20 protein-coding genes, 1 other RNA gene and 1 other annotated feature are annotated in these 24,835 nt (G+C 37.5%); of the genes, 3 read left to right on the top strand and 18 right to left on the bottom strand.

Annotated elements, in window-relative coordinates; translation table 11 throughout:
* Positions 1 to 85: 85 nt before the first annotated feature.
* The 11 genes from BN3107_RS09005 to cymR all read right to left on the bottom strand — a co-directional run bounded on the left by BN3107_RS09005 (position 86) and on the right by cymR (position 12,259).
* The gene (locus tag BN3107_RS09005; RefSeq protein ID WP_058307300.1) at positions 86 to 373 is read right to left on the bottom strand and encodes a DUF1292 domain-containing protein; all 288 of its coding nucleotides are present in this window, start codon (positions 371 to 373) and stop codon (positions 86 to 88) included.
* Between the two features lie 12 nt (positions 374 to 385).
* Positions 386 to 805 (bottom strand): Holliday junction resolvase RuvX, encoded by a 420-nt coding sequence (gene ruvX / locus BN3107_RS09000; RefSeq protein WP_058307299.1) that lies wholly within the window; start codon positions 803 to 805, stop codon positions 386 to 388.
* Positions 805 to 1,068, bottom strand: a complete 264-nt coding sequence (locus BN3107_RS08995; protein ID WP_058307298.1) for an IreB family regulatory phosphoprotein — start codon at positions 1,066 to 1,068, stop codon at positions 805 to 807. The genes ruvX and BN3107_RS08995 overlap by 1 nt, the downstream gene beginning before the upstream one ends.
* 90 nt (positions 1,069 to 1,158) lie before the next feature.
* Positions 1,159 to 3,795, bottom strand: a complete 2,637-nt coding sequence (alaS, locus tag BN3107_RS08990) for an alanine--tRNA ligase (protein WP_058307297.1) — start codon at positions 3,793 to 3,795, stop codon at positions 1,159 to 1,161.
* 358 nt (positions 3,796 to 4,153) lie between these two features.
* Positions 4,154 to 5,218, bottom strand: coding sequence for an AI-2E family transporter (locus tag BN3107_RS08985; protein WP_058307296.1), 1,065 nt, complete (start codon positions 5,216 to 5,218; stop codon positions 4,154 to 4,156).
* 3 nt (positions 5,219 to 5,221) lie between these two features.
* A complete protein-coding gene (locus tag BN3107_RS19365) occupies positions 5,222 to 5,410 on the bottom strand; it encodes a hypothetical protein (RefSeq protein WP_231735281.1) in 189 nt (62 codons plus the stop codon).
* A gap of 739 nt (positions 5,411 to 6,149) precedes the next feature.
* Entirely contained in the window at positions 6,150 to 8,522 is a 2,373-nt protein-coding gene (recD2, locus tag BN3107_RS08980) for an SF1B family DNA helicase RecD2 (protein WP_058307295.1), read from the bottom strand.
* An 18-nt stretch (positions 8,523 to 8,540) separates the two neighbouring features.
* The gene (locus BN3107_RS08975; protein WP_058307294.1) at positions 8,541 to 9,206 is read right to left on the bottom strand and encodes a tetratricopeptide repeat protein; all 666 of its coding nucleotides are present in this window, start codon (positions 9,204 to 9,206) and stop codon (positions 8,541 to 8,543) included.
* A 350-nt stretch (positions 9,207 to 9,556) separates the two neighbouring features.
* Positions 9,557 to 10,666 (bottom strand): tRNA 2-thiouridine(34) synthase MnmA, encoded by a 1,110-nt coding sequence (gene mnmA, locus BN3107_RS08970; RefSeq protein WP_058307293.1) that lies wholly within the window; start codon positions 10,664 to 10,666, stop codon positions 9,557 to 9,559.
* A gap of 12 nt (positions 10,667 to 10,678) precedes the next feature.
* Entirely contained in the window at positions 10,679 to 11,821 is a 1,143-nt protein-coding gene (locus BN3107_RS08965; protein WP_058307292.1) for a cysteine desulfurase family protein, read from the bottom strand.
* An 18-nt stretch (positions 11,822 to 11,839) separates the two neighbouring features.
* Entirely contained in the window at positions 11,840 to 12,259 is a 420-nt protein-coding gene (gene cymR / locus BN3107_RS08960; protein ID WP_058307291.1) for a cysteine metabolism transcriptional regulator CymR, read from the bottom strand.
* A gap of 198 nt (positions 12,260 to 12,457) precedes the next feature.
* Here cymR and BN3107_RS08955 point away from each other — a divergent pair, with 198 nt between their 5' ends.
* Together BN3107_RS08955 and BN3107_RS08950 are read left to right on the top strand one after the other, a co-directional pair.
* Entirely contained in the window at positions 12,458 to 13,720 is a 1,263-nt protein-coding gene (locus tag BN3107_RS08955) for a replication-associated recombination protein A (protein ID WP_058307290.1), read from the top strand.
* Between the two features lie 110 nt (positions 13,721 to 13,830).
* The gene (locus tag BN3107_RS08950) at positions 13,831 to 14,541 is read left to right on the top strand and encodes an RsfA family transcriptional regulator (protein ID WP_058307289.1); all 711 of its coding nucleotides are present in this window, start codon (positions 13,831 to 13,833) and stop codon (positions 14,539 to 14,541) included.
* A 500-nt stretch (positions 14,542 to 15,041) separates the two neighbouring features.
* On the opposite strand, the gene ssrS is transcribed toward BN3107_RS08950, so the two are convergent.
* From ssrS to BN3107_RS19805, 4 genes are all read right to left on the bottom strand, one after another.
* Positions 15,042 to 15,237: non-coding RNA, 6S RNA (gene ssrS, locus BN3107_RS19360), on the bottom strand.
* 87 nt (positions 15,238 to 15,324) lie between these two features.
* Positions 15,325 to 17,076: an aspartate--tRNA ligase gene (aspS, locus tag BN3107_RS08945; protein ID WP_058307288.1), complete on the bottom strand. Its 1,752-nt coding sequence runs from the start codon at positions 17,074 to 17,076 to the stop codon at positions 15,325 to 15,327.
* Between the two features lie 11 nt (positions 17,077 to 17,087).
* Entirely contained in the window at positions 17,088 to 18,350 is a 1,263-nt protein-coding gene (gene hisS / locus BN3107_RS08940) for a histidine--tRNA ligase (RefSeq protein ID WP_058307287.1), read from the bottom strand.
* A gap of 57 nt (positions 18,351 to 18,407) precedes the next feature.
* Positions 18,408 to 18,626: a binding site (T-box leader), on the bottom strand.
* Positions 18,627 to 18,685: 59 nt separating this feature from the next.
* Positions 18,686 to 18,859, bottom strand: a complete 174-nt coding sequence (locus tag BN3107_RS19805; protein ID WP_156416112.1) for a hypothetical protein — start codon at positions 18,857 to 18,859, stop codon at positions 18,686 to 18,688.
* An 82-nt stretch (positions 18,860 to 18,941) separates the two neighbouring features.
* Between BN3107_RS19805 and BN3107_RS08935 the strand changes: the two genes are divergently transcribed.
* Positions 18,942 to 19,856, top strand: a complete 915-nt coding sequence (locus BN3107_RS08935) for an N-acetylmuramoyl-L-alanine amidase (RefSeq protein WP_231735278.1) — start codon at positions 18,942 to 18,944, stop codon at positions 19,854 to 19,856.
* 522 nt (positions 19,857 to 20,378) lie between these two features.
* Here BN3107_RS08935 and dtd read toward each other — a convergent pair.
* From dtd to BN3107_RS08920, 3 genes are all read right to left on the bottom strand, one after another.
* A complete protein-coding gene (dtd, locus tag BN3107_RS08930; protein ID WP_058307286.1) occupies positions 20,379 to 20,837 on the bottom strand; it encodes a D-aminoacyl-tRNA deacylase in 459 nt (152 codons plus the stop codon).
* A gap of 17 nt (positions 20,838 to 20,854) precedes the next feature.
* On the bottom strand, positions 20,855 to 23,059 hold the full coding sequence (locus tag BN3107_RS08925) for a RelA/SpoT family protein (protein WP_058307285.1): 2,205 nt from the start codon (positions 23,057 to 23,059) through the stop codon (positions 20,855 to 20,857).
* 656 nt (positions 23,060 to 23,715) lie between these two features.
* Positions 23,716 to 24,723 (bottom strand): ABC transporter substrate-binding protein, encoded by a 1,008-nt coding sequence (locus BN3107_RS08920; RefSeq protein WP_058307284.1) that lies wholly within the window; start codon positions 24,721 to 24,723, stop codon positions 23,716 to 23,718.
* Positions 24,724 to 24,835 lie beyond the last annotated feature (112 nt).

The raw sequence follows: 24,835 nt of genomic DNA, 5'->3' as shown, positions 1-24,835 counted from the left end.
GTCACGTAATCCTGCTTTTGTGCAAATAGTTGTTTTTGATTTATATGAAAAAGCTGACTAGGAAATCCTAGTCAGCTTTTGGTTATTATTCTGCTAAATCTTCGCTATCTGCTACTGTGTTTAGTACTTCTTCGACCATATCCCATTCATCATCAGATTCGATTTGGAATAGGGCCAAGTCGTCATCGTTGTCCTTTTCTTCATACCTGAAAGCAAATACTTCGACTTCTTCATCCTCTTTTTGTTCAGCAGGTACAACCGCTACGTATGACTGCTCAGTTTCATCTACATCAAATGTAAACAGCACTTCAAATAAGTGTTCTTCCCCATTTTCGTCCGGGATGATAATGCGTTCTTTTTCTTCTAGTGCCATTATAATTCCTCCTTATGATTGACTATCTAAATAGCCTTGTAAAATCATCACAGCTGCCATTTTATCGATGACTTTCTTTCGCTTCGATCGACTCATATCTGCTTCCAACAAGACTTTTTCTGCAGCCATTGTTGTCAGACGTTCATCCCAAAGAACGACATTCAGAGCAAAAGTATCTTCTAAAAATTTGGCAAAATCTTGAGAAGCTTCTCCTCTAAAACCAATCGATCCATTCATATTCTTTGGTAAGCCTAGTACGACTTTTTCTATAGTATGTTCATCTATTAACTGTTTAAACGTATCTTCTACCGATTTGTAATCAGGTTCTTGCCAATAGATGGTGGTTAAACCTTGTGCTGTCCAACCTAATGCATCACTAATCGCAACACCAATTGTCTTAGAACCTACATCTAATCCTAATACTTTTGTCATTACTTATGATTGGAGCTGATGTAATATTTGACTAATTCTTCAATAATCTCATCACGCTCTATTCTCCTCATTAGATTTCGTGCGTCCTTATGTCTTGGAATATATGCAGGGTCACCTGATAATAAATATCCTACAATTTGATTAATTGGGTGATAGCCTTTTTCCTCAAGCGCATTATACACTAATAGTAATACTTCTTCGACGTTTTGCTCGATGGGCTCTTCTGAAAAATCAAATTTCATTGTCTTGTCCATTCCATCCATGGAAGCACCCCCAAATTTAGATTACATCACTTGTATTGATTAGTGTTTGTATCTATTTATTATAACTGTTATTAAAAAAAATTACCAAAATTATTGTGTCTCACTTGCATATTTTTCTACAAATGCAAGAGCTTCCGGTAATTTACTAGCATCTTTACCACCAGCTTGTGCCATATCCGGGCGACCACCACCGCCACCGCCACAAATTTTGGCAGTTTCTTTAATTAGATTTCCAGCATGATATCCTTCACCAACTAAATCTTTCGTGACACCGGATGCTAACTGTACTTTGTCATTATTAACGGCAGCAAGTAAAATAATACCTGATTCTAACTTTTGCTTCATATCATCTACCATTTGACGTAATTGATTCATGTCAGATACGTCTACTTTTTTGGCTAATACTTGCACACCATTAATTTCTTTAACCTCATCCAAAATTGAGGAAGCTTCCAATTGTGAAAGTTTCGCTTGTAATGATTCGATTTGGCGTTGCTGTTCTTTCATTTCTTTAAAAACATGGTCCAAGCGCTCTGGCACCTGATCTTCTTTCGTTTTTAATTGTGTAGCTGCTGTTTGTAACAATTGATGTTTGCCATTTACAAATTGATAGGCACCTTTAGCAGTAACAGCTTCCATTCTGCGTGTGCCAGCACCAATACCTGATTCCGAAACAATCTTAAACAGACCGATCTCTGCTGAGTTTTGCACATGACAACCACCACATAATTCGATACTGTAATCACCAATTTCTACTACACGTACGATGTCTCCATACTTCTCACCAAACAAGGCCATTGCACCCATATCTTTTGCTTCCTGTATTGATTTATTACTAATCGTTACCGGAATGGATGCCCAAATATGCTCATTGACTCTTTGTTCAATTTCAACGATTTCTTGCTCGGTTACAGCTCCAAAATGCGAAAAGTCAAAACGTAGTCGTTCTCCTGCAACTAACGAACCTGCTTGATTGACATGTTCGCCTAGCACATCTTTTAGTGCTTGGTGCAGGAGGTGTGTAGCTGTATGATTTTTAATAATATACTGACGTGATGTTTTGTCCACTTCCGCTTTTACTGCTTGTCCTTTGGAAAGCGTCCCTTCTAGAACAAGGATACGGTGCAGATTCTGTCCGTTTGGAGCTTTTTGCACATCTTGTACTTCCGCTTTACCATTATCAAATGTTATCGTACCTTTGTCCGCAATTTGCCCACCACTTTCTGCATAAAAAGGAGTTTCAGCTAAAATGACATAGGCTTCATTACCTGCTGAAACTGTTTCAGCTATTTCCTTCTCAACTACGAGTTCAAGCACTGTTGTTTCTGTTTGCAAATAGTCGTAACCAACAAATGTACTTTCCACATTAATATCACTTAAAACACTATCCTGGATCTGCATTGAGTCTACCTTCTGACGCGCGTTACGTGCTCGGTCTCGTTGTTTATTCATTTCATTTTCAAAGCCTGCTTCATCGATAGTAAAACCTGCTTCATCTACGTACTCTTCTGTTAGTTCTTTCGGGAAACCGTATGTGTCATAAAGACGGAAGACTTCCTCACCAGGGAACACTTTATTTCCTTTTGCTTTTTCTTCGTCGACAATCGTATTTAAGATTTGAAGACCTTCTTGTAATGTTTCATGGAATCTATCTTCCTCTGTTTTAATAACATTTTGGATAAAATCTTTTTTGTCTTTTACTTCTGGATAGAAAGCTTCCATTATGGTTCCAACAGTTGGTACAAGCTGGTACATAAATGCTTTATCGATACCGATTTGCTTAGCATACCGTACCGCGCGACGTAAAAGACGACGTAATACATAGCCACGTCCTTCGTTTGAAGGTAGGGCGCCGTCACTAACTGCAAACGTAACGGTACGTATGTGATCTGCAATTACTTTAAATGCAACATCGGTTTCTTCACTGTTATTGTATTTGGTATTCGCTAATGCTTCAGTTTCTTTGATAATTGGTAAAAATAAGTCTGTTTCAAAGTTTGTTTTGGTATTTTGAATCACACTTACCAATCGTTCTAACCCCATGCCCGTATCAATGTTCTTTTTCGGAAGTGGCGTATAGGTTTCATCCGGATTATGGTTGAATTGTGAAAATACAAGATTCCAAATCTCTAAATATCGCTCATTTTCACCACCAGGATATAGCTCAGGATCATTTTCATCATTTCCATAAGATTCACCGCGATCATAGAAAATTTCCGTATTCGGGCCGCTTGGTCCTTCGCCGATATCCCAAAAGTTTTCTTCGAGGCGAATGATACGTTCTTCAGGCAATCCAATTTTATCACGCCATAATACGTAGGCTTCTTCATCTTCTGGGTGTACGGTTACTGATAACTTCTCTTGATCAAATCCGATCCACTTCTCTCCGGTTAAAAATTCCCAAGCAAAATCAATTGCCTCTTCCTTAAAATAGTCACCAATCGAGAAATTTCCAAGCATTTCAAAGAATGTATGGTGTCTTGCTGTATAACCAACATTGGTAATGTCGTTGGTACGGATTGATTTTTGTGCATTTGTGATCCGTGGGTTTTCTGGGACCACACGACCATCAAAATATTTTTTTAATGTCGCAACACCACTATTAATCCATAATAATGTCGGATCATCTTTTGGTACTAACGATGCACTAGGTTCCACACCATGTTGTTTTTCTTTGAAGAAATCTAAAAACATTTGTCTAACTTGAGCAGATGTTAAGTTTTTCATTATCTATCGCCTCCATTTTTATTTTAATCCTAATAGCAAAAAACTCCCATCCCTGCTATTCTCTAGCAGGGACGAGAGTTATCTCCGCGGTACCACCCTATTTACAGTCATCATAGACTGTCACTTTAACACCTGTAACGTAGGTCTACGGCAGGGATTAGCTGCACTTCAAACTAGCTTCCTAGATCAGAGCATCTGGAATCCTTTCAGCCTAAGGGAACTTCCTCTCTTGTAAATGATGGTCCAGTACTAGAGTTTTTCAACGTTTTTATTTATTGACTTCGCTAGCATATTATAAAAAAGTTTTGACTATCTGTCAATTGCTTTCGCTTGGTAGTCCAAGATACTTGATACAATATTACGAACGTTTAGCACTCTGATAAATTAAAGGAATTGCTACTCTTCCCACTGCCAACAACGGAATTGCAAATATCATTCCGAACACCCCTGCAAGTTTCGCCGCAATAAATAGCGTAAGTATCAAATAGACCGGATGGATATGTATGCTTTTTCCTACGATAAAGGGAGATAGTAAATTTCCTTCCAAGAGTTGGACGGCTAATACAACGAAAAATACATAGACTACCATATCGATTGAAATCGTGAAGGCAATTAATAGTGCTGGGATTGCTCCAATAATAGGGCCAAAATACGGAATAAAATTAGTGAATCCTATAATGGTCGCTAACACTATCGCATATCTCATATCGATCCATTTTAATAAGAAATAACTGACCAATCCTACTATAAAACAAACAAGTATTTGACCTCTTATGTATTGTCCTAAGCTATTTTCCATGTCATGTGCTAGCTTTTTGGTGAATTCTTGATATTTTATTGGAACGAGTTTCAAAAATCCTTTTTGTAATTGCTTATAATCTTTCAGAAAATAAAATGCTAATATCGGAACTACTGCTAGCACAATAAAAATATCAAACAACATCGGTATATTCTTAATCATTGAACTGAGTCGTTCACCCAGAGTCTCTTCCATATCCGAGAAAAATTGATCTAATTTATTATGAAATTCTTCTGGTAAAAAAGAGGTTTGCCTATAGAGATCATAAATAAAATCACGATAAGAATCGAAGAATTGAGGAATATTTTCTCTCAGTTCTTGAACTTGTTTAATCCAAATGGGGAAAGATACATAGATGCCATATCCGATGAGCGCAAAAAAAAGCAGATAGATACAAATAATTGCGAGCGGTCTTGGTATACGGTAATCATGTATCTTTTCAACGATAGGATGTAATATATAAGCGATTAATCCAGCAATTAAGAAGGGTGCTAAAATTTGCAGTATCACAATTAGCACATGCTTATAAAAGGGAAAAAGAATGTACATAAGATATAAAAACAAGACAGCAAGGCAAAGAATAACTAGCCCAAGAGCTATTTGAATTTTTGAGTGATTAAACATATATCATCTTTCCACACGTCTTTCCTCATCTGAGAATAAGTCGTCTAATGAACTTAATGAACCATCTACTTCTACTTCATGAAGATGTACGATATCGTTCTGTACGGATAATTCAATAAAACAATCCCAACAATAGTATTGCTGAGAACCTATGATGCCGATATTCTTGCTGCGACAATTCGGACAGATCACAAGACATTCCCTCACTTTTCCATTTTACTTATCATCCTTTCCAATTTGATCGTATTTATACATAATTTTTATTTTAAAATAGCGTTAGTGAATAAAAGCAGGACAATACGACATAACTCTTGTGGCAATTATGAGATTTGAGAAGTGCGTAACAACCGCTTCGGCTTGTCGGCTTCCCTTTCCGCGGGTTTTTCTCCTCAGCTAACTTTTTAAGCAAAGGGCGCTTAAAAAGTGGATCTTCGGATAAAAACATCCCGCAGGAGTGAAAGCCGACGCCTGCGCTTTTTTATACTCTTCAACTCAAGTAAGAATAATCATATTGGCGTAATTATCATTTCCTTTATTTATCATTAGATTAATCATTGTTATCAATATAAGCTGGCTTATTGTCTAATTGTAATAATCCAAAATATTAGCATTTGCAATAGTTGTAGAGTCCCACTAAGCGTAGGCGGCCACTTCCACTCCTGTGGGATCGTTTTCCCTGAAGATCCACTTTTCCATGCGGTTTTTGCTTGGAAAAGTTAGCTGAAGGGTAAACCCCATGGAAAGGGAAGTGGGCAAGCCGAAGCGGATATTACCCACATCCATCATCTCATAATTACCACAAGAGTTATGTCGCATAATCTTTCTTTTATGACTAAGCTGAGTATTTGTTTTTAGTAGCTAGGAATATTTTTTATAATAAATGTTCTAAAAACATACAAATAAGACACATATACGGATTCGTACATGTGTCTTATTCCATGAAATCATATGGGGAGAAGTTTTCTTGGCCAATATCAACTGCCAATAATCGCTCATCAGCTGTTAATTTTTGTGTATCTTCCACTTTTTTCTCATTCGTCTCACTCATATCAAATAGTTCATGTAAAAAGTGAACCAGTGAGGTGTAGCGTTGATTGCTATCTTCTGTGCTTACGCCACGCAAAAATGCCTGTTTGTCACCACACATCACGAGTGACTGCTTGGCACGTGTGATCGCAGTGTATATTAAATTTTTGCGAAGCATACGATTATACCCTCTAATGATTGGTACGATAACGATTGAAAACTCACTACCTTGTGATTTATGTATCGAAGTGCAATAGGCATGCATAAGATTCATTAGGTCTGCTTTTGCATAGTTGACTTCTTTTTCGTCAAACTCGACAACAATTTGTTCTTCTTGTTCAACATTTTCGTCCTTTTCAAAAATTGCCACAACTTCACCAATATCACCGTTAAAAACGCCATCATCCGGTTGGTTCACGAGTTGAATGACCTTGTCGCCTTTTCGAAAAACCGTATCACCGAATTTCATTTCTCTCCTACCCTGTTGTGGCGGATTTACAATTGCTTGTAATTCTTCATTTAGACGATGAATACCCGCTTTCGATCGATACATTGGAGCTAATACTTGAATCTGACGTTGATCGACACCTTTATCATAAGCTTTCTTCACTACTTGTTTGACAATATCAACAACTTGATAATCCGGACAACTGAAAAAGTTAAAATCATTCGCCTTCGTCAATGTTTCGGGACTGACTTGATTGTTCTTAATTTCATGTGCTAACTGAATGATTTTAGAACCTTCTTTTTGACGATACACTTCTTTCAAAGATACCGATTTTACAACACCACTATTTAATAAGTCAGCAAGCACTTGGCCTGGTCCAACTGATGGTAACTGATCCTCATCACCAACGATTAATACTTGCATGTCGTCTGGTATCGCTCGGAATAGCTGATAGGCAAGCCAAATATCCACCATTGAAAACTCATCAATCACGAGTATTTTCCCTTTTAACGGATTATTTTCATCTCGATCAAACGTCTCGTTACCATCCCATCCTAATAATCGATGGATCGTGACACTTTCAATTCCTGTTGATTCTTTCATTCGTTTTGCTGCTCTTCCAGTAGGCGCTGTTAGAACAAATGGATACTCTTCATCTTCTTTATAGTCATCAGGGTCTAATGAATGGCCGTTAATTTCGGCATACGCATTAATAATACCTTTGATCACAGTTGTTTTTCCTGTACCGGGTCCACCGGTTAAGATAAACATTTTCTCTGATAAAGCTGTTTCCATTGCTTGGTATTGCTCTTTTCCGTAGCTAAGTGCTTCTTCTTCTTCAATCGCACCAACAATTTTTAATAATTCAGCATCCGTGAAAGAACGTTCTATTTTTTTCTCAGCGATTCGTTTTATTTGTGAACAGAAGCCGGTTTCTGAATAATATAAAGAAGGTAAATACACTTTCTTTTCTAATACGATAATCTGCTTATCTTTATTTAGTTCGACAATCTCACTTGTCATCTTATCAACCGCAATGTTGTTTGCTTCACCATCTAATAATTGATCCATCTCGTATACTAATTGATCGAGAGGTAGATAAACATGTCCATCTTGAATACTATTTTGTAAAAGGTAGAAACACGCTGCTTGCAATCGAGTTGAGTGGTCATGAGAAATATTGTGTTCTCGAGCCATTTGATCGGCACGCAGGAAACCAAAGCCCTCTACTTCAAAAACAAATGCATATGGGTTCGTTTGCAATGTGTCTAATGTATCTTCTTTAAAAGCTGCATACATTTTTTGCGCCATCTTTAATCCAAAACCATATTTTGATAATTGAACGACAATATGCTCAAATCCTTGGTTTTCCTGTAATATCCGATAAATTTTTTCTTGTTTTTCTTTTGGTAACCCTTTTACTTTTTCTAACACGGACTGGTCATTCAAAATTTGCGAAAGAGCAGAATCACCTAATGTCTCAACGATTCGTTCGGCTGTTTTTTTGCCTACGCCTGGAAAGAGTTCGCTAGATAAATAGGCGATTACCCCTTCTTTTGACTCAGGTAAAAATCGTTGGTAGCTATCGACTTGAAATTGGCGACCAAAACGTTTATGATCGACTACCCTACCATAAAATTCATAGGTCTCACCTGGATCTAATCTACGAAAATAACCTTTTACAACCACTTCATCCTCATCAAATTTTTGATTCGTTTCAAGGATTTTAATCTTTGCAATGGAAAAATGCTCCTGTTTGTTTTCAAAAATCGTATGGATCATTTCCCCTTTAATAAAGTTTTTTTGTTCAACGATTTGTCCAGTTTCCATTGCAAAGTCCTCCTCTCATTATTCGTTTTCTTCTAACATTATTTCAATTTGCTTTTTCCCATTTCCAGCTAAAAGGTGGTCAGGTTGAATTTCTATTGCTTTATCAAAATGCTCTAATGCTTTATCGACATCTTCATCGAATAAAGCAATTACCCCTAAGTTATAATGTGCATCACTGTGTTCCTCTTCTAATTGAAGTACCTTATTGAAGGTTTGTTTAGCTTGATCAAGTTGCTGTGTTTGAGCTAGGGCAAGCCCATATTGGAACCGAACATCGACATCATCTGGGTTTAGTTCACCTGCTCGTTGTAAATACGGCAATGATAATTTAAATTGCTCGTCATATAAAAACGTCATTCCTAACATGAAGTAGACATCTGCTTCTTCTAAACCTAGCTTGATCGCCTTTTGAAAATTTTCTTTTGCTGGATCATAGTCATCTTGTTCAAAGTAAACATTACCTAAGCCGTAATAAGCAGTTGCAGCTTGGTCATCGAGCTCAATTGCTTTTTTGTAAAATCCTGATGCTCGATCATAATCTTTCATATGTAAAAGTAGATTACCGAAATTAATATAGTGAACGGGATCATCTGGATTTTTTTCGATTGTCTCCGTGAAATACTGTGCTGCTTCTTCTAATTTTCCTTCTTTCATATATTGAATCCCTTGATCGATTTCTGTCATAGTAAAACCTCCTGCTATTATTTTAGCTTAATAGTGAACAGACGTGCAACTAGTGTCTAGTGAGAACAGTGTGATTCAAATGATTCGATTCGTATTATTTTTCTTATGGACACTTTTTTCGTTTTTGTACTAATTTTGTCCGTTAGATTCATTCTTACGGACACTTTCTTCGCTTCTGCACGACTTTTGTCCGTTAGACTCAATCTTATGGACACTTTCTTCACTTTTGCATAAATTTCGTCCGTAAGATTTATTTCTGAAAAAATGTAGCTTGTTATATGAGATCCACTGTTTGTGATTGGGTTACAAACAAATAGGACAGCACGACATGCATGCTGTCCCTCTAATATTTACCCTACATAATCCAAAAATTTATCGTTTTTAATAATATCATCAATCGTGCCGCCACCTAAACAAAGTTGATCTTGATAGAAGACAACGGCTTGTCCTGGGGTAATGGCACGCTCTGGATTATCAAATATGACTTTTGCTGTGCCATCTTGATTCGGATATACGGTTACCCCGTTATCTTTTTGACGATATCTGAATTTTGCTGTGCAATGGAATGGTTCTGTTGGTTTTTCATTAATCCAATTCATGTCTACAGCAATCAGTGCGTCAGAATAAAGCGCATCATTATGGTAGTCTGCTCCAACATATAAGACATTATCTTTCAAGTTTTTACCAACAACGAACCATGGACCACCTGGTCCTCCAATGCCCAATCCTTGACGTTGACCAATGGTATAATACATCAGACCGTCATGATCGCCTTTTACTTCACCGCTCAATGTCATCATTTTACCAGGTTGTGCTGGCAAGTATTCACTAAGAAAATCTTTGAAGTTACGTTCACCGATAAAACAAATTCCGGTACTGTCTTTTTTATTCGCAGTTGCTAAATCATTTTCTTTAGCAATTCTGCGTACTTCTGATTTTGGTAAATGTCCAAGCGGAAACATTACCTTTTGTAAAACATCTTCCGATAATTGATTTAGGAAGTAGGTTTGATCTTTATTATCATCGACACCGCGTAACATTTCCGCGCGTTGACCATCGCGATTTACTTGGGCATAGTGACCTGTTGCCACATAGTCTGCACCAAGTGATAAGGCATGATCCAAGAATGCTTTAAACTTAATTTCTTTATTACACATCACATCAGGGTTTGGTGTACGACCCGCTTTATACTCATCTAAAAAGTAAGTAAAGACCTTATCCCAATATTGTTTTTCAAAGTTAACCGCATAGTAAGGAATATCAAGCTGATTACATACTCTTACAACATCATCGAAATCCTCTGTTGCAGTACATACACCAAATTCATCGGTATCATCCCAGTTTTTCATAAAAATACCAACGACATCATACCCTTGTTCTTTTAATAAAAGAGCTGTAACAGATGAATCTACTCCACCGCTCATTCCAACAATTACTCTTGTATCTTCGTTTTTATTCATGTTGTCACCACCTTATTTTGTTAGTCTTTTAACTATTTTAGCAACTCTCTTTGCAGCCTCTTGCACATTTTTTTGATCATTAGCCAGTCCAAAACTAAACCGGATCGAATTCGTTGTACAAGCACTCTCTTCACTGAACATCGCACTTAACACATGTGACGGTTCTACAGATCCCGCGGTACAAGCACTTCCGCTTGATGCTGCAACACCACTCAAATCAAAATTAGTTAAAAGTGCTTCGACATTTGCTCCAGGGAAACTAAGGTTAATAATAGATGGTACACGTTCACTGTTTTCACCATTTATCGAAAAAGTAACTTCTTGCTCACTTAGAATTTGCAAAAATTGATCTCGATACGCTTGATACGTCTGATAACGAGTTTCCCTTTCGTTTTGGGCTAGTTTAATTGCTTCTGCAAAACCAATAATTGCCGACATATTCTCTGTACCCGGACGTCGCTTCCGTTCCTGCTCACCACCGTGCTGAAGAGCATGAACTGCTACATCAGGTGCAATGTACAGAAACCCTAAGCCTTTAGGACCGTTAATCTTATGGGAGGACACCGTTAATAAATCAACTTGTAATTCCTTTACATCAATCGGTAGCATCCCGTAAGCCTGGACTGCATCGGTATGAAAATAGGCTTGATGATCTTTTAAAAGTTCGCCAATTTCTTTTATTGGTTGAATGACACCTGTTTCATTATTAACCATCATTACAGTTACTAAAATCGTATCTTCGCGTAAGGCTGATTTTAACTGATTTATATCGACATAGCCTTGCTGATTGACATCTAAATAGGTAGCTTCATAGCCGTTTTTTTCTAAATTCTCAACAGCATGTAATGTAGCATGATGCTCAATTTTGGTCGTGATAATGTGTTTACCTTTATCGCTATTTGCATGTGCTACACCGGTAATTGCTAAATTATCTGCTTCCGTACCGCCACTCGTAAATACAATCTCTTTTTCAGATACTTGAATGGACTGTGCTGCAATCGTTCTTGCTTTATCTAAAACCTGTCTAGCTTTTCTCCCAAATGAATGAATACTAGAAGGATTTCCAAAATTCTCTTTTAAGCTTTCTGTCATGACGTTGACAACCTCCGGATGGACCGGCGTGGTTGCAGCGTGATCTAGGTAGATCGCGTTCATATGGTTCCACCCTTTTCTTTAAATATAGAACATATAAGGATCCTGGGTACCTTTTTCCCCGTATGTGGATAGATCCTCTAATGTTGTTGTATCTAATACGTCCTTGACGGCATCGCGAATACGTATCCAGAGCTCTTGTTTCGCTGGTTCTTCTTCTTCAATACCTTCAACAGGAGTTATTGGCCCTTCTAAAATACGGATAATGTCACCAGCTGTAATATCAGTTGGTTCTTTTGCAAGTACATAGCCTCCATATGCGCCCCGAATACTTTTTACTAGACTTGCATTTCGTAATGGTGCAACTAATTGCTCTAAATAATGTTCTGATAAATTATTCTCTTTTGCGATACTTTTTAACGACATCGGACCATTTCCATTATTCTTCGCCAACTCGATCATAATGGTAAGACCATATCTTCCTTTTGTCGAAATTTTCATGGTTACACCTCATTTTTCCCCTTCAAAATATCTATATACAATGTTTGTCATTAGTTGTTATTATAGCATGAATGGTATACTATTTGCAGAATAATTCTTAGTAAGTTAGTTGTCATTACATACTTGCCTATATTAAAAAAGCAGCTAAAAAAAGTCAAGCTGCTTGCTTTGATGGTTAAATAAGAAAGGATGTCATACATGGTGAAGCAACCACTTGCATTCAGAATGAGACCAAAAAATATTGATGAAGTGATTGGACAACAACATTTAGTCAGTAAAGGACATACAATCCGCAGAATGGTTGAAGCAAACCGTCTTCATTCCATGATATTATATGGACCACCTGGAACAGGCAAAACATCGATGGCAATTGGAATAGCCAACAGTTTAGGGCTTCGCTTTAAATTATTGAATGCAGCAATTGATAAGAAGAAAGACATGCAAATTGCTGTCGAAGAAGCGAAAATGTCTGGTCAATTAGTTGTCATATTGGATGAGGTTCACCGTCTAGACAAGGCAAAACAGGATTTTCTCCTGCCACATGTGGAATCAAATTTAATTACGTTAATCGGTTGTACAACAGCCAACCCTTATCATTCGATCAATCCTGCGATTCGAAGCAGGTCCCACATTTTTGAATTATATCGCTTAGAACCATCTGATATTATCGAAGCGATCGAACGAGCAATCTCAGATAATGAAAATGGTCTTGGGGATCTTTCGCTTGTTGTTGAAAAAGAAGCCAAAGAACATTTTGCCAATGCTTGTAACGGTGATTTGCGCGCAGCTTTAAATGGTTTAGAATTAGCTGCGTACTCTACACCGAGTGAAGATGGTGAAATTGTGATTGATTTGGCGAATGCTGAAGCTTGTATGCAAAAGAAAAGCTTTTCACATGATAAAGGTGGCGATGCCCACTATGATGTTCTATCTGCTTTTCAAAAATCAATACGCGGCAGTGATGTCGACGCAGCACTTCACTATTTAGCTAGGCTGATTGAAGCAGGTGATTTAGAAAGCATAGCTCGTCGTATGCTCGTTTGTGCTTATGAGGACATTGGCCTTGCCAATCCACATGCAGGACCAAGAGCACTTGCTGCCGTAGAAACAGCAGAACGAATAGGCTTTCCAGAAGCTCGAATTCCATTATCTGTCGCCATAGTCGAATTGTGTTTATCACCAAAATCCAATACTGCTTATTCTGCATTAGATGCGGCACTTTCTGATATTCGAAATGGTGACACTGGAGAAATTCCTGCACATTTGAAAGACGCACATTATAAAGGAGCCGAAGCACTCGGTCGTGGGGTAGATTATAAATACCCTCACGCATACGATAGTGGCTGGGTCAAACAGCAATATTTACCCGATAAAATTAAAAATAAACAATATTATCATCCTAAGGATACCGGCAAGTTTGAGAAAAATTTACAACAAATATATCAAAAATTAAATAAATAGTGTTTAATTCACTCCTTTTCTGGTCAAAATAGCAAATAAGCTTATTGATTTGTACGATATAAATCTATTAAATAAAAAATATACCAGAATTAAGCAAGGAGTGAACATACATGGCGAAAGTACGTCAAGATGCCTGGTCACATGAAGATGACCTGTTATTAGCAGAAACTGTTTTACGACACATCCGAGAAGGGAGCACACAACTAACAGCTTTTGATGAAGTCGGGGATAAATTAAACCGAACTTCTGCTGCATGTGGTTTCCGTTGGAATGCAGAAGTGCGTCAAAACTATGAACAAGCGGTGCAAATTGCGAAGAAACAACGAAAAGATAGAAAACGAGCAATTGCTAAACAATCGAATGTTTATACACCACCTGTTGTCAGAGAGCCCGAACAACAAGATACGGAGAAAACTAGATCAATTGAAGACGAAGTATATTCGTTATTGAATTGGAGTTCCAATCACAAACAGGTTAAACAAAAAGAAGAACCAAAACAAGAAGAATACAGTCTTAACCTCGAACAAGTTATTCGATATCTTCAATATCTGAAAAAGGAACAAAAGCTAGCACAATCTTCTCAAGTGAACCATCAGAAACTAGTACAAGAAAACGAAATGTTACAACAACAACTAGAAACTGAGCAAAAAAGAGCAAAACAATTGGAAAATGAACTTAAAACAATGAAAGAAGACTACCAAGCTTTTATGCAAATAGTAGAACGTGCTAGAAAAATGGTCGTTTTCGATGAAGAAGAACCTCGTACAATTCCAAAATTCCGAATGGACAAAAACGGGAATTTAGAGCAAGTTGCTAAATAAATGCAGTGGAATGTACTATAAAAAAATGAGAAGTAACTAAAGGTAATATCTTGATAGTTTATACTTAGCAAATAGGGATATTGCTAATAGTATCTTATTTTTTGTTTAATAGTACTCGAGAATTGAAGATGAGACAGTTCATCATCGGTAGTTTCACCACTAATTAGCTGCCAAATGCCGATGAGATTGCTTCTCGTAGACTTTTTTATCACTTTTTTGCTAATAAATGCCGATGAGATCGATTCTCGTCGGTATTTTCATCACTTTTTTGCTATCAATTGCCGATGAGATTGCTTCTCGTCGGCTTTTTTATCACTTTTTTGCTAATAAATGCCGATGAGATCTTTTCTCGCCGACATTTGTCTGCTGATGAACATAGCTAAAACGATGTCTCAATCGATGCTTGCTTACGCACGACTAAAGGCTCGAGTTTGCTCAAGCTATATCACCAAAAAGGCCCATTAACCAAATTAGGTTAATGGGCCTTGAACTTTTAAATCGACAATCCCAATTGTGCCGTCGCTGTGATGAGTTTTGATCCCGCTCCTAGCAGGTGGGTGCCCTGTCCTATACTTCATGCTTCCGCAAACAATACGTAAGTAAATGCGGCTTGCATTCCATATAAGAACACCAGGCTCCCGATGTTAATGGTGTTCGGTCAAAACGTCAATTAATCGACGAACACATCAGGATTGTTTGTTGTTTGATTGTAAGTAAATAATAGCATATCACCTAAGCTATTTCAAGCGATTTTGTTTACAAACACCTTACCGTTTCTTTACATTATTTTAACTTTAAATGTAGTTCATTTAATTGTTTGTGGTCTACAGCGCTTGGTGCTTCTGTCATCGGATCTGAAGCTGATGCTGTTTTCGGGAACAAAATCGTATCTCGCAGATTGGTACGTCCAGCAAGTAACATGATAAAGCGGTCGAACCCTAATGCTATTCCTCCGTGTGGTGGTGCACCAAAGTCCAATGCATCCAGTAAGAATCCAAATTGAGATTCCGCTTCATCTTTTGTAAATCCTAATTTTTCGAACATTTGATTTTGCATCTCACGCTTATAAATACGTAACGATCCTCCACCTAATTCATAACCATTTAAGACCAAGTCATACGCTTGTGCACGCACTTCTCCAGGGTTTGTATCTAATTTATCGAAATCAGATTCGAATGGCATGGTAAAAGGATGGTGTGCTGCATGATAACGTCCAGCTTCTTCATCATATTCTAATAATGGCCAATCGGTAATCCAGAGAAATTCAAACTTGCTCTCGTCAATTAGGTCATGATCTTTTGCTAATTTCAAACGCAGTGCTCCTAGTGTATCGTAAACAACTTGTTTCTTGTCAGCTACAAAGAATAGGATATCTCCAGCATGTGCATCTAACAACTGACGGAATTGTCCTTGTTCTTCTTCAGAGAAAAATTTAGCTATTGGACCAACTAGTGAGTCTTCCTCTACTTTTAACCATGCTAATCCTTTTGCACCATAAATTTTTGCAAAGTCTGTCATATTGTCTAGATCTTTACGTGAGTAGTGATCTGCTTTACCTTTTAAGTTCAAGCCACTCACCTTTCCACCGTTTTCAACAGCTTGACGGAATACTTTAAAGCCAGACTCTTTTACAACTTCCGACAAATTAACTAATTCCATTTCAAAACGAACATCTGGTTTATCTGAACCAAAACGCTCCATTGCTTCATCATATGGCATCCGTGTAAATGGCGTTTGTATATCTAATCCTTTTACTTCTTTCATTACCTTAGTCATCATACGTTCGGTCATTTCAATAATGTCATCCATTGACATGAAAGATGTTTCAATATCGATTTGAGTAAATTCCGGCTGACGATCGGCACGAAGGTCTTCGTCACGGAAACAACGGGCAAATTGATAGTATTTTTCAAATCCTGATACCATTAATAATTGTTTAAACAACTGTGGTGACTGTGGTAATGCATAAAAGTAACCTTCATGAACACGACTTGGTACTAGATAGTCACGCGCACCTTCTGGAGTACTTTTCGTTAACATCGGTGTTTCCATTTCTAAAAAGGCTTCTTCGTTTAAAAATTCGCGTATTGATTGTGTTGCATGATGACGCAACTTGAAAGTTTCTTGCATAACCTCACGACGTAAGTCTAAATAACGATATTTGAGTCGGACGTCTTCTGAAACATCTATGTCATCTGTAAGTGAAAAAGGAGGTGTTTTTGCTTCGTTCAATACATTGATTTCTGTAACAAAAACTTCAATGTCCCCTGTATCAATTTTAGGATTTACAGTCTCTGGGTCTCTTTCAACGACGTTCCCTTTAATTTCGATCACATATTCGCTTCTAACACTATCACCAATTGCGTGTGTTTCTTTGCCATTTTCTGCATTAAATACGATTTGTACGACACCAGAACGGTCACGCAAATCGATGAAAATAATCTCACCTAAATCACGTCGTTTCTGTACCCAACCTTTTAAAGTTACTTCTTGATTAACATGTTCTTTTCGTAATGTGCCTGCTAATGTGCGCATTATTATCCCCCTTATAATATCCCTTGTATATGTGTGATTAGTTGATCAATGGCTACAGTTTCTTGTTCTCCTGTTTCCATGTTTTTAACAGCAATCTGATTGTTCGCTAATTCGTCATCACCTAGTACTAAAACAAATTTTGCTTTTAAACGATCCGCTGCTTTAAATTGACCTTTGAATTTTTTGCCTTGATAGTCCTTATCGACTTGAATCCCAACTTGACGCATATCATTAACGATCGCAGCTGCTTTTAAATTGGCATTATCGCCTAATGCGACCACATAACAATCCAATTGTTCATCAATTGGTAGTGATACACCTTCAGCTTCAAGTGCCATTAATAAGCGTTCGATACTTAATGCAAAACCAATACCCGGAGTCTCAGGTCCTCCAAGATCTTGTACTAGTCCATTGTATCTGCCACCGCCTGATAACGTTGTAATGGCTCCGAATCCTTCAGCATCACTCATAATTTCAAAGGCGGTGTGGTTATAATAGTCTAATCCTCGAACAAGATTCGGATCTACTTGATATTCGATCCCCATTGCATCTAAATAGGCTTTTACTTTTTCGAAATAGACACTCGAATCATCGTTCAAATAGGACAAAATCGATGGTGCATCTTGCATTTTCGGATGGTCTCGATCCTTTTTACAGTCCAGTACACGTAATGGATTTTGCTCTAATCGGTTCTGACAATCTCCGCACAACTCATCTTTTACAGGTGTAAAGTGATCTACTAATGCCTGGCGGTGATTCTCGCGGCTTTCCTGATCACCAAGACTGTTAATAACTAATTTTAACGATTTCAGTCCTAATGTTTGGTAGGCATTCATTGCTAATGATATTACTTCTGCGTCGATAGCAGGATCGGCACTTCCTAATGCTTCGACACCATATTGGACAAACTGGCGCATTCGACCTTGTTGTGGTCTTTCATATCGAAACATAGGTCCGATATAAAATAGTTTTGTTGGCTGATTCGGAGAACCAAATAATTTATGCTGCACAAATGATCGCACAACAGAAGCTGTTCCTTCTGGACGCAAAGTAATGCTTCGCTCTCCTTTATCTAAAAAGGTGTACATTTCTTTTTGGACGATATCTGTTGTATCACCAACACCACGTTGAAATAATTCCGTATGTTCAAAAATAGGCGTACGTATTTCTTGGTAATGGTAACGACCACTTAATTCTTTTAATTTCTCTTCAACGTATTGCCATTTTTCCGTTACACCTGGTAATAAATCTTGCGTGCCTCTAGGTGCTTTCATGTGATCTCCCCCTCTTACTCCGTGAATTTTTTGCATAAAAAAACTCCCACCCCTATAGAAAGGGACGAGAGATTACCCGTGTTGCCACCCTAGTTGAAGTACGTATACTTCCACTCAAAACAGTTAACGCCTGCCTACGTTCATACTTACTCTTTTTTCAGCACAAAACCTCCAGAATGTCTTTCACGCGAGTCAGATAACAAGAATTCTTTCAGCCAGGGAATCCTCTCTCTTTGCTACTGTTTGCTCCGCTACTTTTTCCTTCTATGGCATTTTCATTTTACATTTAAATTTAATCGAATTGCTTATATCATAATCGTTTATTTGTAAGGTTGTCAAGTTCGTTTTTTATTTTTCGATAATTTCTGTGTCGAATGTAAAGCAATATCGAATTGTGCTGCGATTTCCGTCTGATAATCTCTTAGCTGATATTCTTTAAAGTGATGAACGTGGTTTGTTTGAAAATGATTGGTAGCAGCAGTTCTTTGATGTTTGTAACTAGTGTGCATGACTTTTTTCATTCCTTTTTTACTTTTTATTCAATATTCGATAAGATAGAAGGGATATTAGTTGAAGGGATGTTATCCTATCGTGAAAAAAGTGAGTTTTGTAACAATTGTTAGTATTGTTCTTATCTTTTCTATGTCGTTGCTTATTTATGCAAAAGAAGCCCAAATTGAAGGTGAAAATTTAAATGTACGAACCGGACCAGGAACAGAATATGATGTTGTTACACAAGTAAATCCTCCTGAAAACTACTCAATTCTAGAAGAATCAGGTGATTGGGCGAAAATACAAATAACCGATGAAGAAGGATGGATACATAAAGATTATTTTTCAGTTATTGAGGAAGTAACTCCAACTGAACCTGAAGAACTTGAGCAAAAAGAAGCTATTTCTGAACAAGAGGACGTGACCACTGAAGAGACACAAAGTGATAAAACAGAAGAAATAAACCAATCTGGAAATCTTACGGGTAAACGAGTCGTAATTGACCCGGGACATGGCGGGAGAGACGTTGGCGCTATTGGAGAATCTAATGGATATGAGAGCCGTTACACATTACGAACGGCAAATGTGATGAAGGAAATTCTAGAAAATCAGGGAGCAGAGGTTTTTCTTACTCGCACCAGGGATCAATATATACCGTTAACTAGCAGAGTATCGTTTGCCAATTTACATCGTGCGGATGTTTTTCTAAGCCTCCATTATAATAGCACACCCGAATTTCCTGATGTTCAAGGCATTGATACTTTCTATTATTCTGATCGTGATCAGCAATTAGCTGAATATGTGCATCAGGGGATCATCAGTCAAACAGAAGCTAATAATCGCGGAATAGATCAACAGGATTTACAAGTTTTACGTACAAACCACCGGCCATCATTATTATTGGAATTAGGTTTTATATCCAATCAAACCGAAGAAACTCACATACAATCAAGAGTTTATTTAGAAGCAATCAGCAGAGGAATTGCAAGAGGATTACAGGCATACTTTAGATAAAATTCAGCAATTGAAGGGTACTACGCAATAAATGATGTAGTAATTATGACATGATTTGTGTGCTTAAAAACCGCTCCGGCTTGTCCGCTAAATTGATATTCTACAACGCTAGGATTAGGAAGCATATTGGTATTTTTATCATTTGAAGAATTCGACATTTGGATTAAAAGCTCAAATTACTAGCTGTCACAAGCATTGTAGAACTACCATATAGCGGAGGCCGATTGCGAAGACTCCTGCGGGAACAGGGCGAGCTGAAGATCCATTTTTCAAAATAAAATAAATTTTATTTTGAAAAATTAGCTGAAGCCGTCCCCGCGGAAAGCGAAGCAATCGGCCGGAGCGCTATGTTAGCACACTTTTGGTTTCAAAATTAACTAAATGCAAATTACGCAGTATGTTCCAAATACACAATAAATCCAAACGATTCAAAGTCTATTCTATCGTTTGGATTCTGTAATTATATAATTCTTTTGTCTGAGCTACTTATGCTTACTATTTAAAAATTATTTATGTTCGAAATTACTTTTTCTTGTTACGGTCTTCTGAATCGATAATCATGGTCACAGGACCGTTATTTGTGAGTGATACATTCATCATTTCACCAAAAGCACCTGTTTCCACATGAATTCCTTCTGCTTGGAGCTTTTCGTTAAATTGTTGGTAAAGTTTCTCCGCATCTTCTGGTTTTGCAGCATTCATAAAATTAGGTCTTCTACCTTTTCTAGTGTCGCCATATAAAGTAAACTGAGAAATCGATAATACACTACCACCTACATCTTTTAAAGACAAATTCATCTTTCCTTCTTCATCTTCAAAAACACGCAAATTTACAGTTTTATTAACTAAATAATCGACATCAACGTCTGTATCTTGCTGGGTTACTCCAACCAATGCGACAAATCCATGATCTATTTTACCGACAACTTCTTCCCCAACCTCAACAGAAGCGTTATAAGCTCGCTGTAATACTACTTTCATATTCGTTCCCTGCCTTATTATTGAATCGTTCTTTCGACGGTATATACATCTTGTATCTGTTTTAAACGATCGACAATACGTCGCAAATGAGTAATATTATGAATCAAAATGGTAACATGAATAATCGCAATTTTATTCCGATCTGATTTACCCGTCACTGCTATGATGTTTGTTTTCGATTCATTAATAACTTGCAACACATCATTTAGTAAACCACGACGATCGTACCCAGAGATCTCAAGATCGACATGATAGGATTTCGATTCTGATTCTTCATTTTCCCAATCAACATAGATTAATCGGTCCTCAGCCTCTGCTGTTTTGACATTAGGACAATCTTTACGGTGTACAGACACACCTCGACCTTTTGTAATATAGCCGACAATCTCGTCGCCTGGGACAGGATTACAGCATTTAGAGACACGTATCAGCATATTGTCGACACCTTCAACACGTACTCCTGAGTCACGCTTCGATTTTTTCTTAATATTTTGACCACTTGCATTTACTTCTTCAATCGTTTCTTCAATATTTTTGTTTTTCTCTTGCTGTTCTCTAATTTTCTCTGTAAGCCTTGTGACAATTTGTGCAGCGGTAATCCCATGATATCCAACTGCTGCAGACATATCTTCTTCTGTCGCAAAATTGAATTTCTCTAACGCAAGTTGAATATTATCTTCAGTTAATACTTCTTTTGGTTCAAATCCTGCATGTTTAATTTCTGTTTCAATCATTTCACGGCCTTTTATAACATTCTCATCACGACGTTGTTTCTTGAAAAATTGTTTTATTTTATTTTTTGCTTGTGATGTTTGCGTCATTTTCAGCCAATCCTGTGAAGGACCATAAGAATGCTTAGAAGTCATAACTTCAACAATGTCGCCATTTTTCAATTGGTAATCAAGTGGTTCCATCTTACCATTAATCTTTGAGCCGATCGTATGGTTCCCTACTTCGGTATGAATCTTATAGGCAAAATCTAACGGTACGGATCCTCTCGGCAACTCAATCACATCGCCTTTTGGTGTAAATACATAGACCATATCTGAAAAAAGGTCGACTTTTAACGACTCCATAAACTCTTCCGCATCATCTGCGTCATTCTGCCACTCTAATATTTCGCGGAACCAAGCGAGCCGATCTTCGTTTGATTGTTGTGACGGATTTACTGATTTACCTTCTTTATAAGCCCAATGTGCAGCAATCCCATATTCCGCAATTTCATGCATCTCTTTCGTACGAATCTGCACTTCAAGTGGAGCTCCCTTAGGGCCAATAACCGTTGTATGGAGTGATTGATATAGGTTCGGTTTTGGCATTGCGATATAATCTTTAAAACGGCCTGGCATCGGCTTCCAGCATGTATGAATAATACCTAATACCGCATAACAATCTTTAATACTTGAAACAATAATTCGCACGGCTAGCAAATCATATATTTCATTGAATTGCTTTTTCTGTAGCATCATTTTGCGGTAAATACTATATAGATGTTTTGGTCTACCGGAGAATTCTGCTTCGATGTTTACATCCTCTAATTGTTTTTTTACTTCGTCCATTACTTCTTCGATATAATAGACACGTTCCTCACGCTTTTGTTTCATTAAATGAACGATTCGATAGTATTGTTGTGGGTTCAAATAGCGAAGTGCAGTATCTTCTAGTTCCCACTTGATAGCTGAAATCCCTAAACGGTGTGCTAATGGAGCAAATATCTCGATCGTCTCATTGGAAATACGGCGTTGCTTTTCAGCAGGTAAATGTTTCAGGGTTCGCATATTGTGCAAGCGATCCGAAAGCTTGATCAAAATAACTCGTATGTCTTTTGCCATTGCAATGAACATTTTTCGGTGATTCTCAGCTTGCTGTGCCTCTTTTGACATGTATTTAATTTTACCTAGTTTGGTTACACCATCGACAAGCATTGCGACTTCTTCATTAAATGCTTCCTCTAAGTCTTCGACTGTTACGGATGTATCTTCTACTACATCATGTAAAAAACCGCCAGCGATTGTTTCTGGATCCAATTTTAAATCGAGTAAGATTCCAGCAACCTGCACGGGATGAATGATATAGGGTTCTCCTGATTTTCGAAACTGGCCTTCATGCGCTTTTTCAGCATATTGATAGGCATATTTAATAAAAGCTATATCTTCGTCGTTCAGATAGCTTTTTGCTTTTTCAAAAATATCTTCAGGTGCTAAAATTTTATCTTTTGCCATGTAATCACCTTTTATTATTAGACTGTCCCACTCCACTATAGAAAGTGTTTTATCTATCATATCAAAAAAACGCTCATATTTCCTTAAATTCTTTTTCATTTCTCGACATTTTATACATTTATCTGATTTAGAATACTATCTCTTCGTAATATAAAGCAAATACTCTTGAACAAAAGAAGGATTATGCGTCATATTTCAGATATCCATTTTGAAATGATATATGTGCAAAAAACCGCTCCGGCCTGCCCACTTCCCTTTCCGTGGGGCGCCTACGCTCAATGAAATTCTACAACTTTTGCAAATGCTAATATTTTGGGTTCTTTCTACAAATAACTTTCACAAATGATAGGGATAAAAGCAAAAATGCATCCTCTTGCTTAAATTGTAACGCATAAAAAAGCGCAGGCGTCCGTTTTCACTCCTGCGGGATGTTTTTACCCTAAGATCCACTTTTTAAGCGTACTTTGCTTAAAAAGTTAGCTTAGGGTAAAAACCCGCGGAAAGGAAAACGGGCAAGCCGGAGCGGTTGTAAAGCACAGATAAAATCTCAAAATTACCACCTGAGTTATGTCACATAATCCTTCTTTTGCTCAGTGATGTCTCATAATCCTTGATATAAAAAACGTTGAGCAGTGATTGCTCAACGTTTTGTTTCATTATTCAACTAGACTTTCTATTGCGTCGTCTATCATTTGACTGTTGGCGATTGGTCCACCATATAACCAGCTGGCGCTTCGATCATATTCGTAAATATTATCTTTTTGTACAGCAGGAATGTTTTGCCAGATCGGATCTTCTAATACACTTGAGCCATTTTCACTGTTAACTAAAATGATATGATCCGCTTCTAATTCCGCCATTTTCTCTAAAGAAATTTCCGACCAATTTGCTGTTGCAGTTTCTGAGATCTCCGATACTACACTTGGAGTAGTCAAGCCTAGTTCATTATATAATAAATCACCACTCGACAAGTTCTCACTAACTATATAAAAGGTATCGGCAAATAACCATAATGCAGCAACAGATTCATCACCAATTGATGCTTGAATTTGCTCTTTAGCATCTTCTGCTTTTGTATCATACTCCGCTAATACTTCTTCTGCTTTTTCTTCCATTCCGAATACTTCCGCAATGATCTGAAATTTTTCTCGCCAATCATTTTTCTCTTCGGTACCAACAACAAAAGTAGGTGCAATTTTGTTATATTGATCATACTTATTGTCCTCCACCATACTAGCAGAATCCATTAATATTAAGTCCGGATCATATGAAGTTACAGCTTCATAAGGTAGTTCACTCGGAATCGTTGGAACTCCTTCTAAATCATCTTGTAAATAATCCTGAACATCTTCACCGTCACGAACCGACCATTGGGCAACGGGGTCAATTCCTAATGCAACTAAATAGTCTTCTAGATAAGATCCAATCACTCTTTCTGGATTTGCTGGAACTTCTACTTCATTGCCCATCGCATCCGTTATTGTACGGGTCCCTTGTTCTTCTGTTTCATTGTCAGCAGCAGGCGCCTCTGTAGCTTCGTTATCTTCTCCAGTAGATTCTGTTGATTCTGTTGACTCTGTTTCTCCTTCATCACCACAAGCTGCTAAAAATAGCAAGAACAGTGTGACTAATCCTATTAACCAACTTTTTGTATATGATTTCATTTTAAAATTCCCCCTTCTACTATGTAACGCAATTAATATTATTACGGTGTAATCTCACTTTATAAATGATAACAATTTTCATTTTCAATTACAAGAAATATTTTTCAAATTA

The organism is Gracilibacillus massiliensis, from assembly GCF_001458115.1.
Lineage (GTDB): Bacteria > Bacillota > Bacilli > Bacillales > Amphibacillaceae > Gracilibacillus > Gracilibacillus massiliensis.
The sequence above is the reverse complement of the archived record's forward strand: the minus strand, read 5'-3'. Positions and strand labels throughout refer to the sequence as shown.

What these genes read in the sequence shown, in the direction of transcription:
- BN3107_RS09005 (WP_058307300.1), bottom strand. Translation starts at nt 373, where the DNA reads ATGGCACTAGAAGAAAAAGAACGCATTATCATCCCGGACGAAAATGGG.
- ruvX (WP_058307299.1), bottom strand. Translation starts at nt 805, where the DNA reads ATGACAAAAGTATTAGGATTAGATGTAGGTTCTAAGACAATTGGTGTT.
- BN3107_RS08995 (WP_058307298.1), bottom strand. Translation starts at nt 1,068, where the DNA reads ATGGATGGAATGGACAAGACAATGAAATTTGATTTTTCAGAAGAGCCC.
- alaS (WP_058307297.1), bottom strand. Translation starts at nt 3,795, where the DNA reads ATGAAAAACTTAACATCTGCTCAAGTTAGACAAATGTTTTTAGATTTC.
- BN3107_RS08985 (WP_058307296.1), bottom strand. Translation starts at nt 5,218, where the DNA reads ATGTTTAATCACTCAAAAATTCAAATAGCTCTTGGGCTAGTTATTCTT.
- recD2 (WP_058307295.1), bottom strand. Translation starts at nt 8,522, where the DNA reads ATGGAAACTGGACAAATCGTTGAACAAAAAAACTTTATTAAAGGGGAA.
- BN3107_RS08975 (WP_058307294.1), bottom strand. Translation starts at nt 9,206, where the DNA reads ATGACAGAAATCGATCAAGGGATTCAATATATGAAAGAAGGAAAATTA.
- mnmA (WP_058307293.1), bottom strand. Translation starts at nt 10,666, where the DNA reads ATGAATAAAAACGAAGATACAAGAGTAATTGTTGGAATGAGCGGTGGA.
- BN3107_RS08965 (WP_058307292.1), bottom strand. Translation starts at nt 11,821, where the DNA reads ATGAACGCGATCTACCTAGATCACGCTGCAACCACGCCGGTCCATCCG.
- cymR (WP_058307291.1), bottom strand. Translation starts at nt 12,259, where the DNA reads ATGAAAATTTCGACAAAAGGAAGATATGGTCTTACCATTATGATCGAG.
- BN3107_RS08955 (WP_058307290.1), top strand. Translation starts at nt 12,458, where the DNA reads ATGGTGAAGCAACCACTTGCATTCAGAATGAGACCAAAAAATATTGAT.
- BN3107_RS08950 (WP_058307289.1), top strand. Translation starts at nt 13,831, where the DNA reads ATGGCGAAAGTACGTCAAGATGCCTGGTCACATGAAGATGACCTGTTA.
- aspS (WP_058307288.1), bottom strand. Translation starts at nt 17,076, where the DNA reads ATGCGCACATTAGCAGGCACATTACGAAAAGAACATGTTAATCAAGAA.
- hisS (WP_058307287.1), bottom strand. Translation starts at nt 18,350, where the DNA reads ATGAAAGCACCTAGAGGCACGCAAGATTTATTACCAGGTGTAACGGAA.
- BN3107_RS19805 (WP_156416112.1), bottom strand. Translation starts at nt 18,859, where the DNA reads ATGCACACTAGTTACAAACATCAAAGAACTGCTGCTACCAATCATTTT.
- dtd (WP_058307286.1), bottom strand. Translation starts at nt 20,837, where the DNA reads ATGAAAGTAGTATTACAGCGAGCTTATAACGCTTCTGTTGAGGTTGGG.
- BN3107_RS08925 (WP_058307285.1), bottom strand. Translation starts at nt 23,059, where the DNA reads ATGGCAAAAGATAAAATTTTAGCACCTGAAGATATTTTTGAAAAAGCA.
- BN3107_RS08920 (WP_058307284.1), bottom strand. Translation starts at nt 24,723, where the DNA reads ATGAAATCATATACAAAAAGTTGGTTAATAGGATTAGTCACACTGTTC.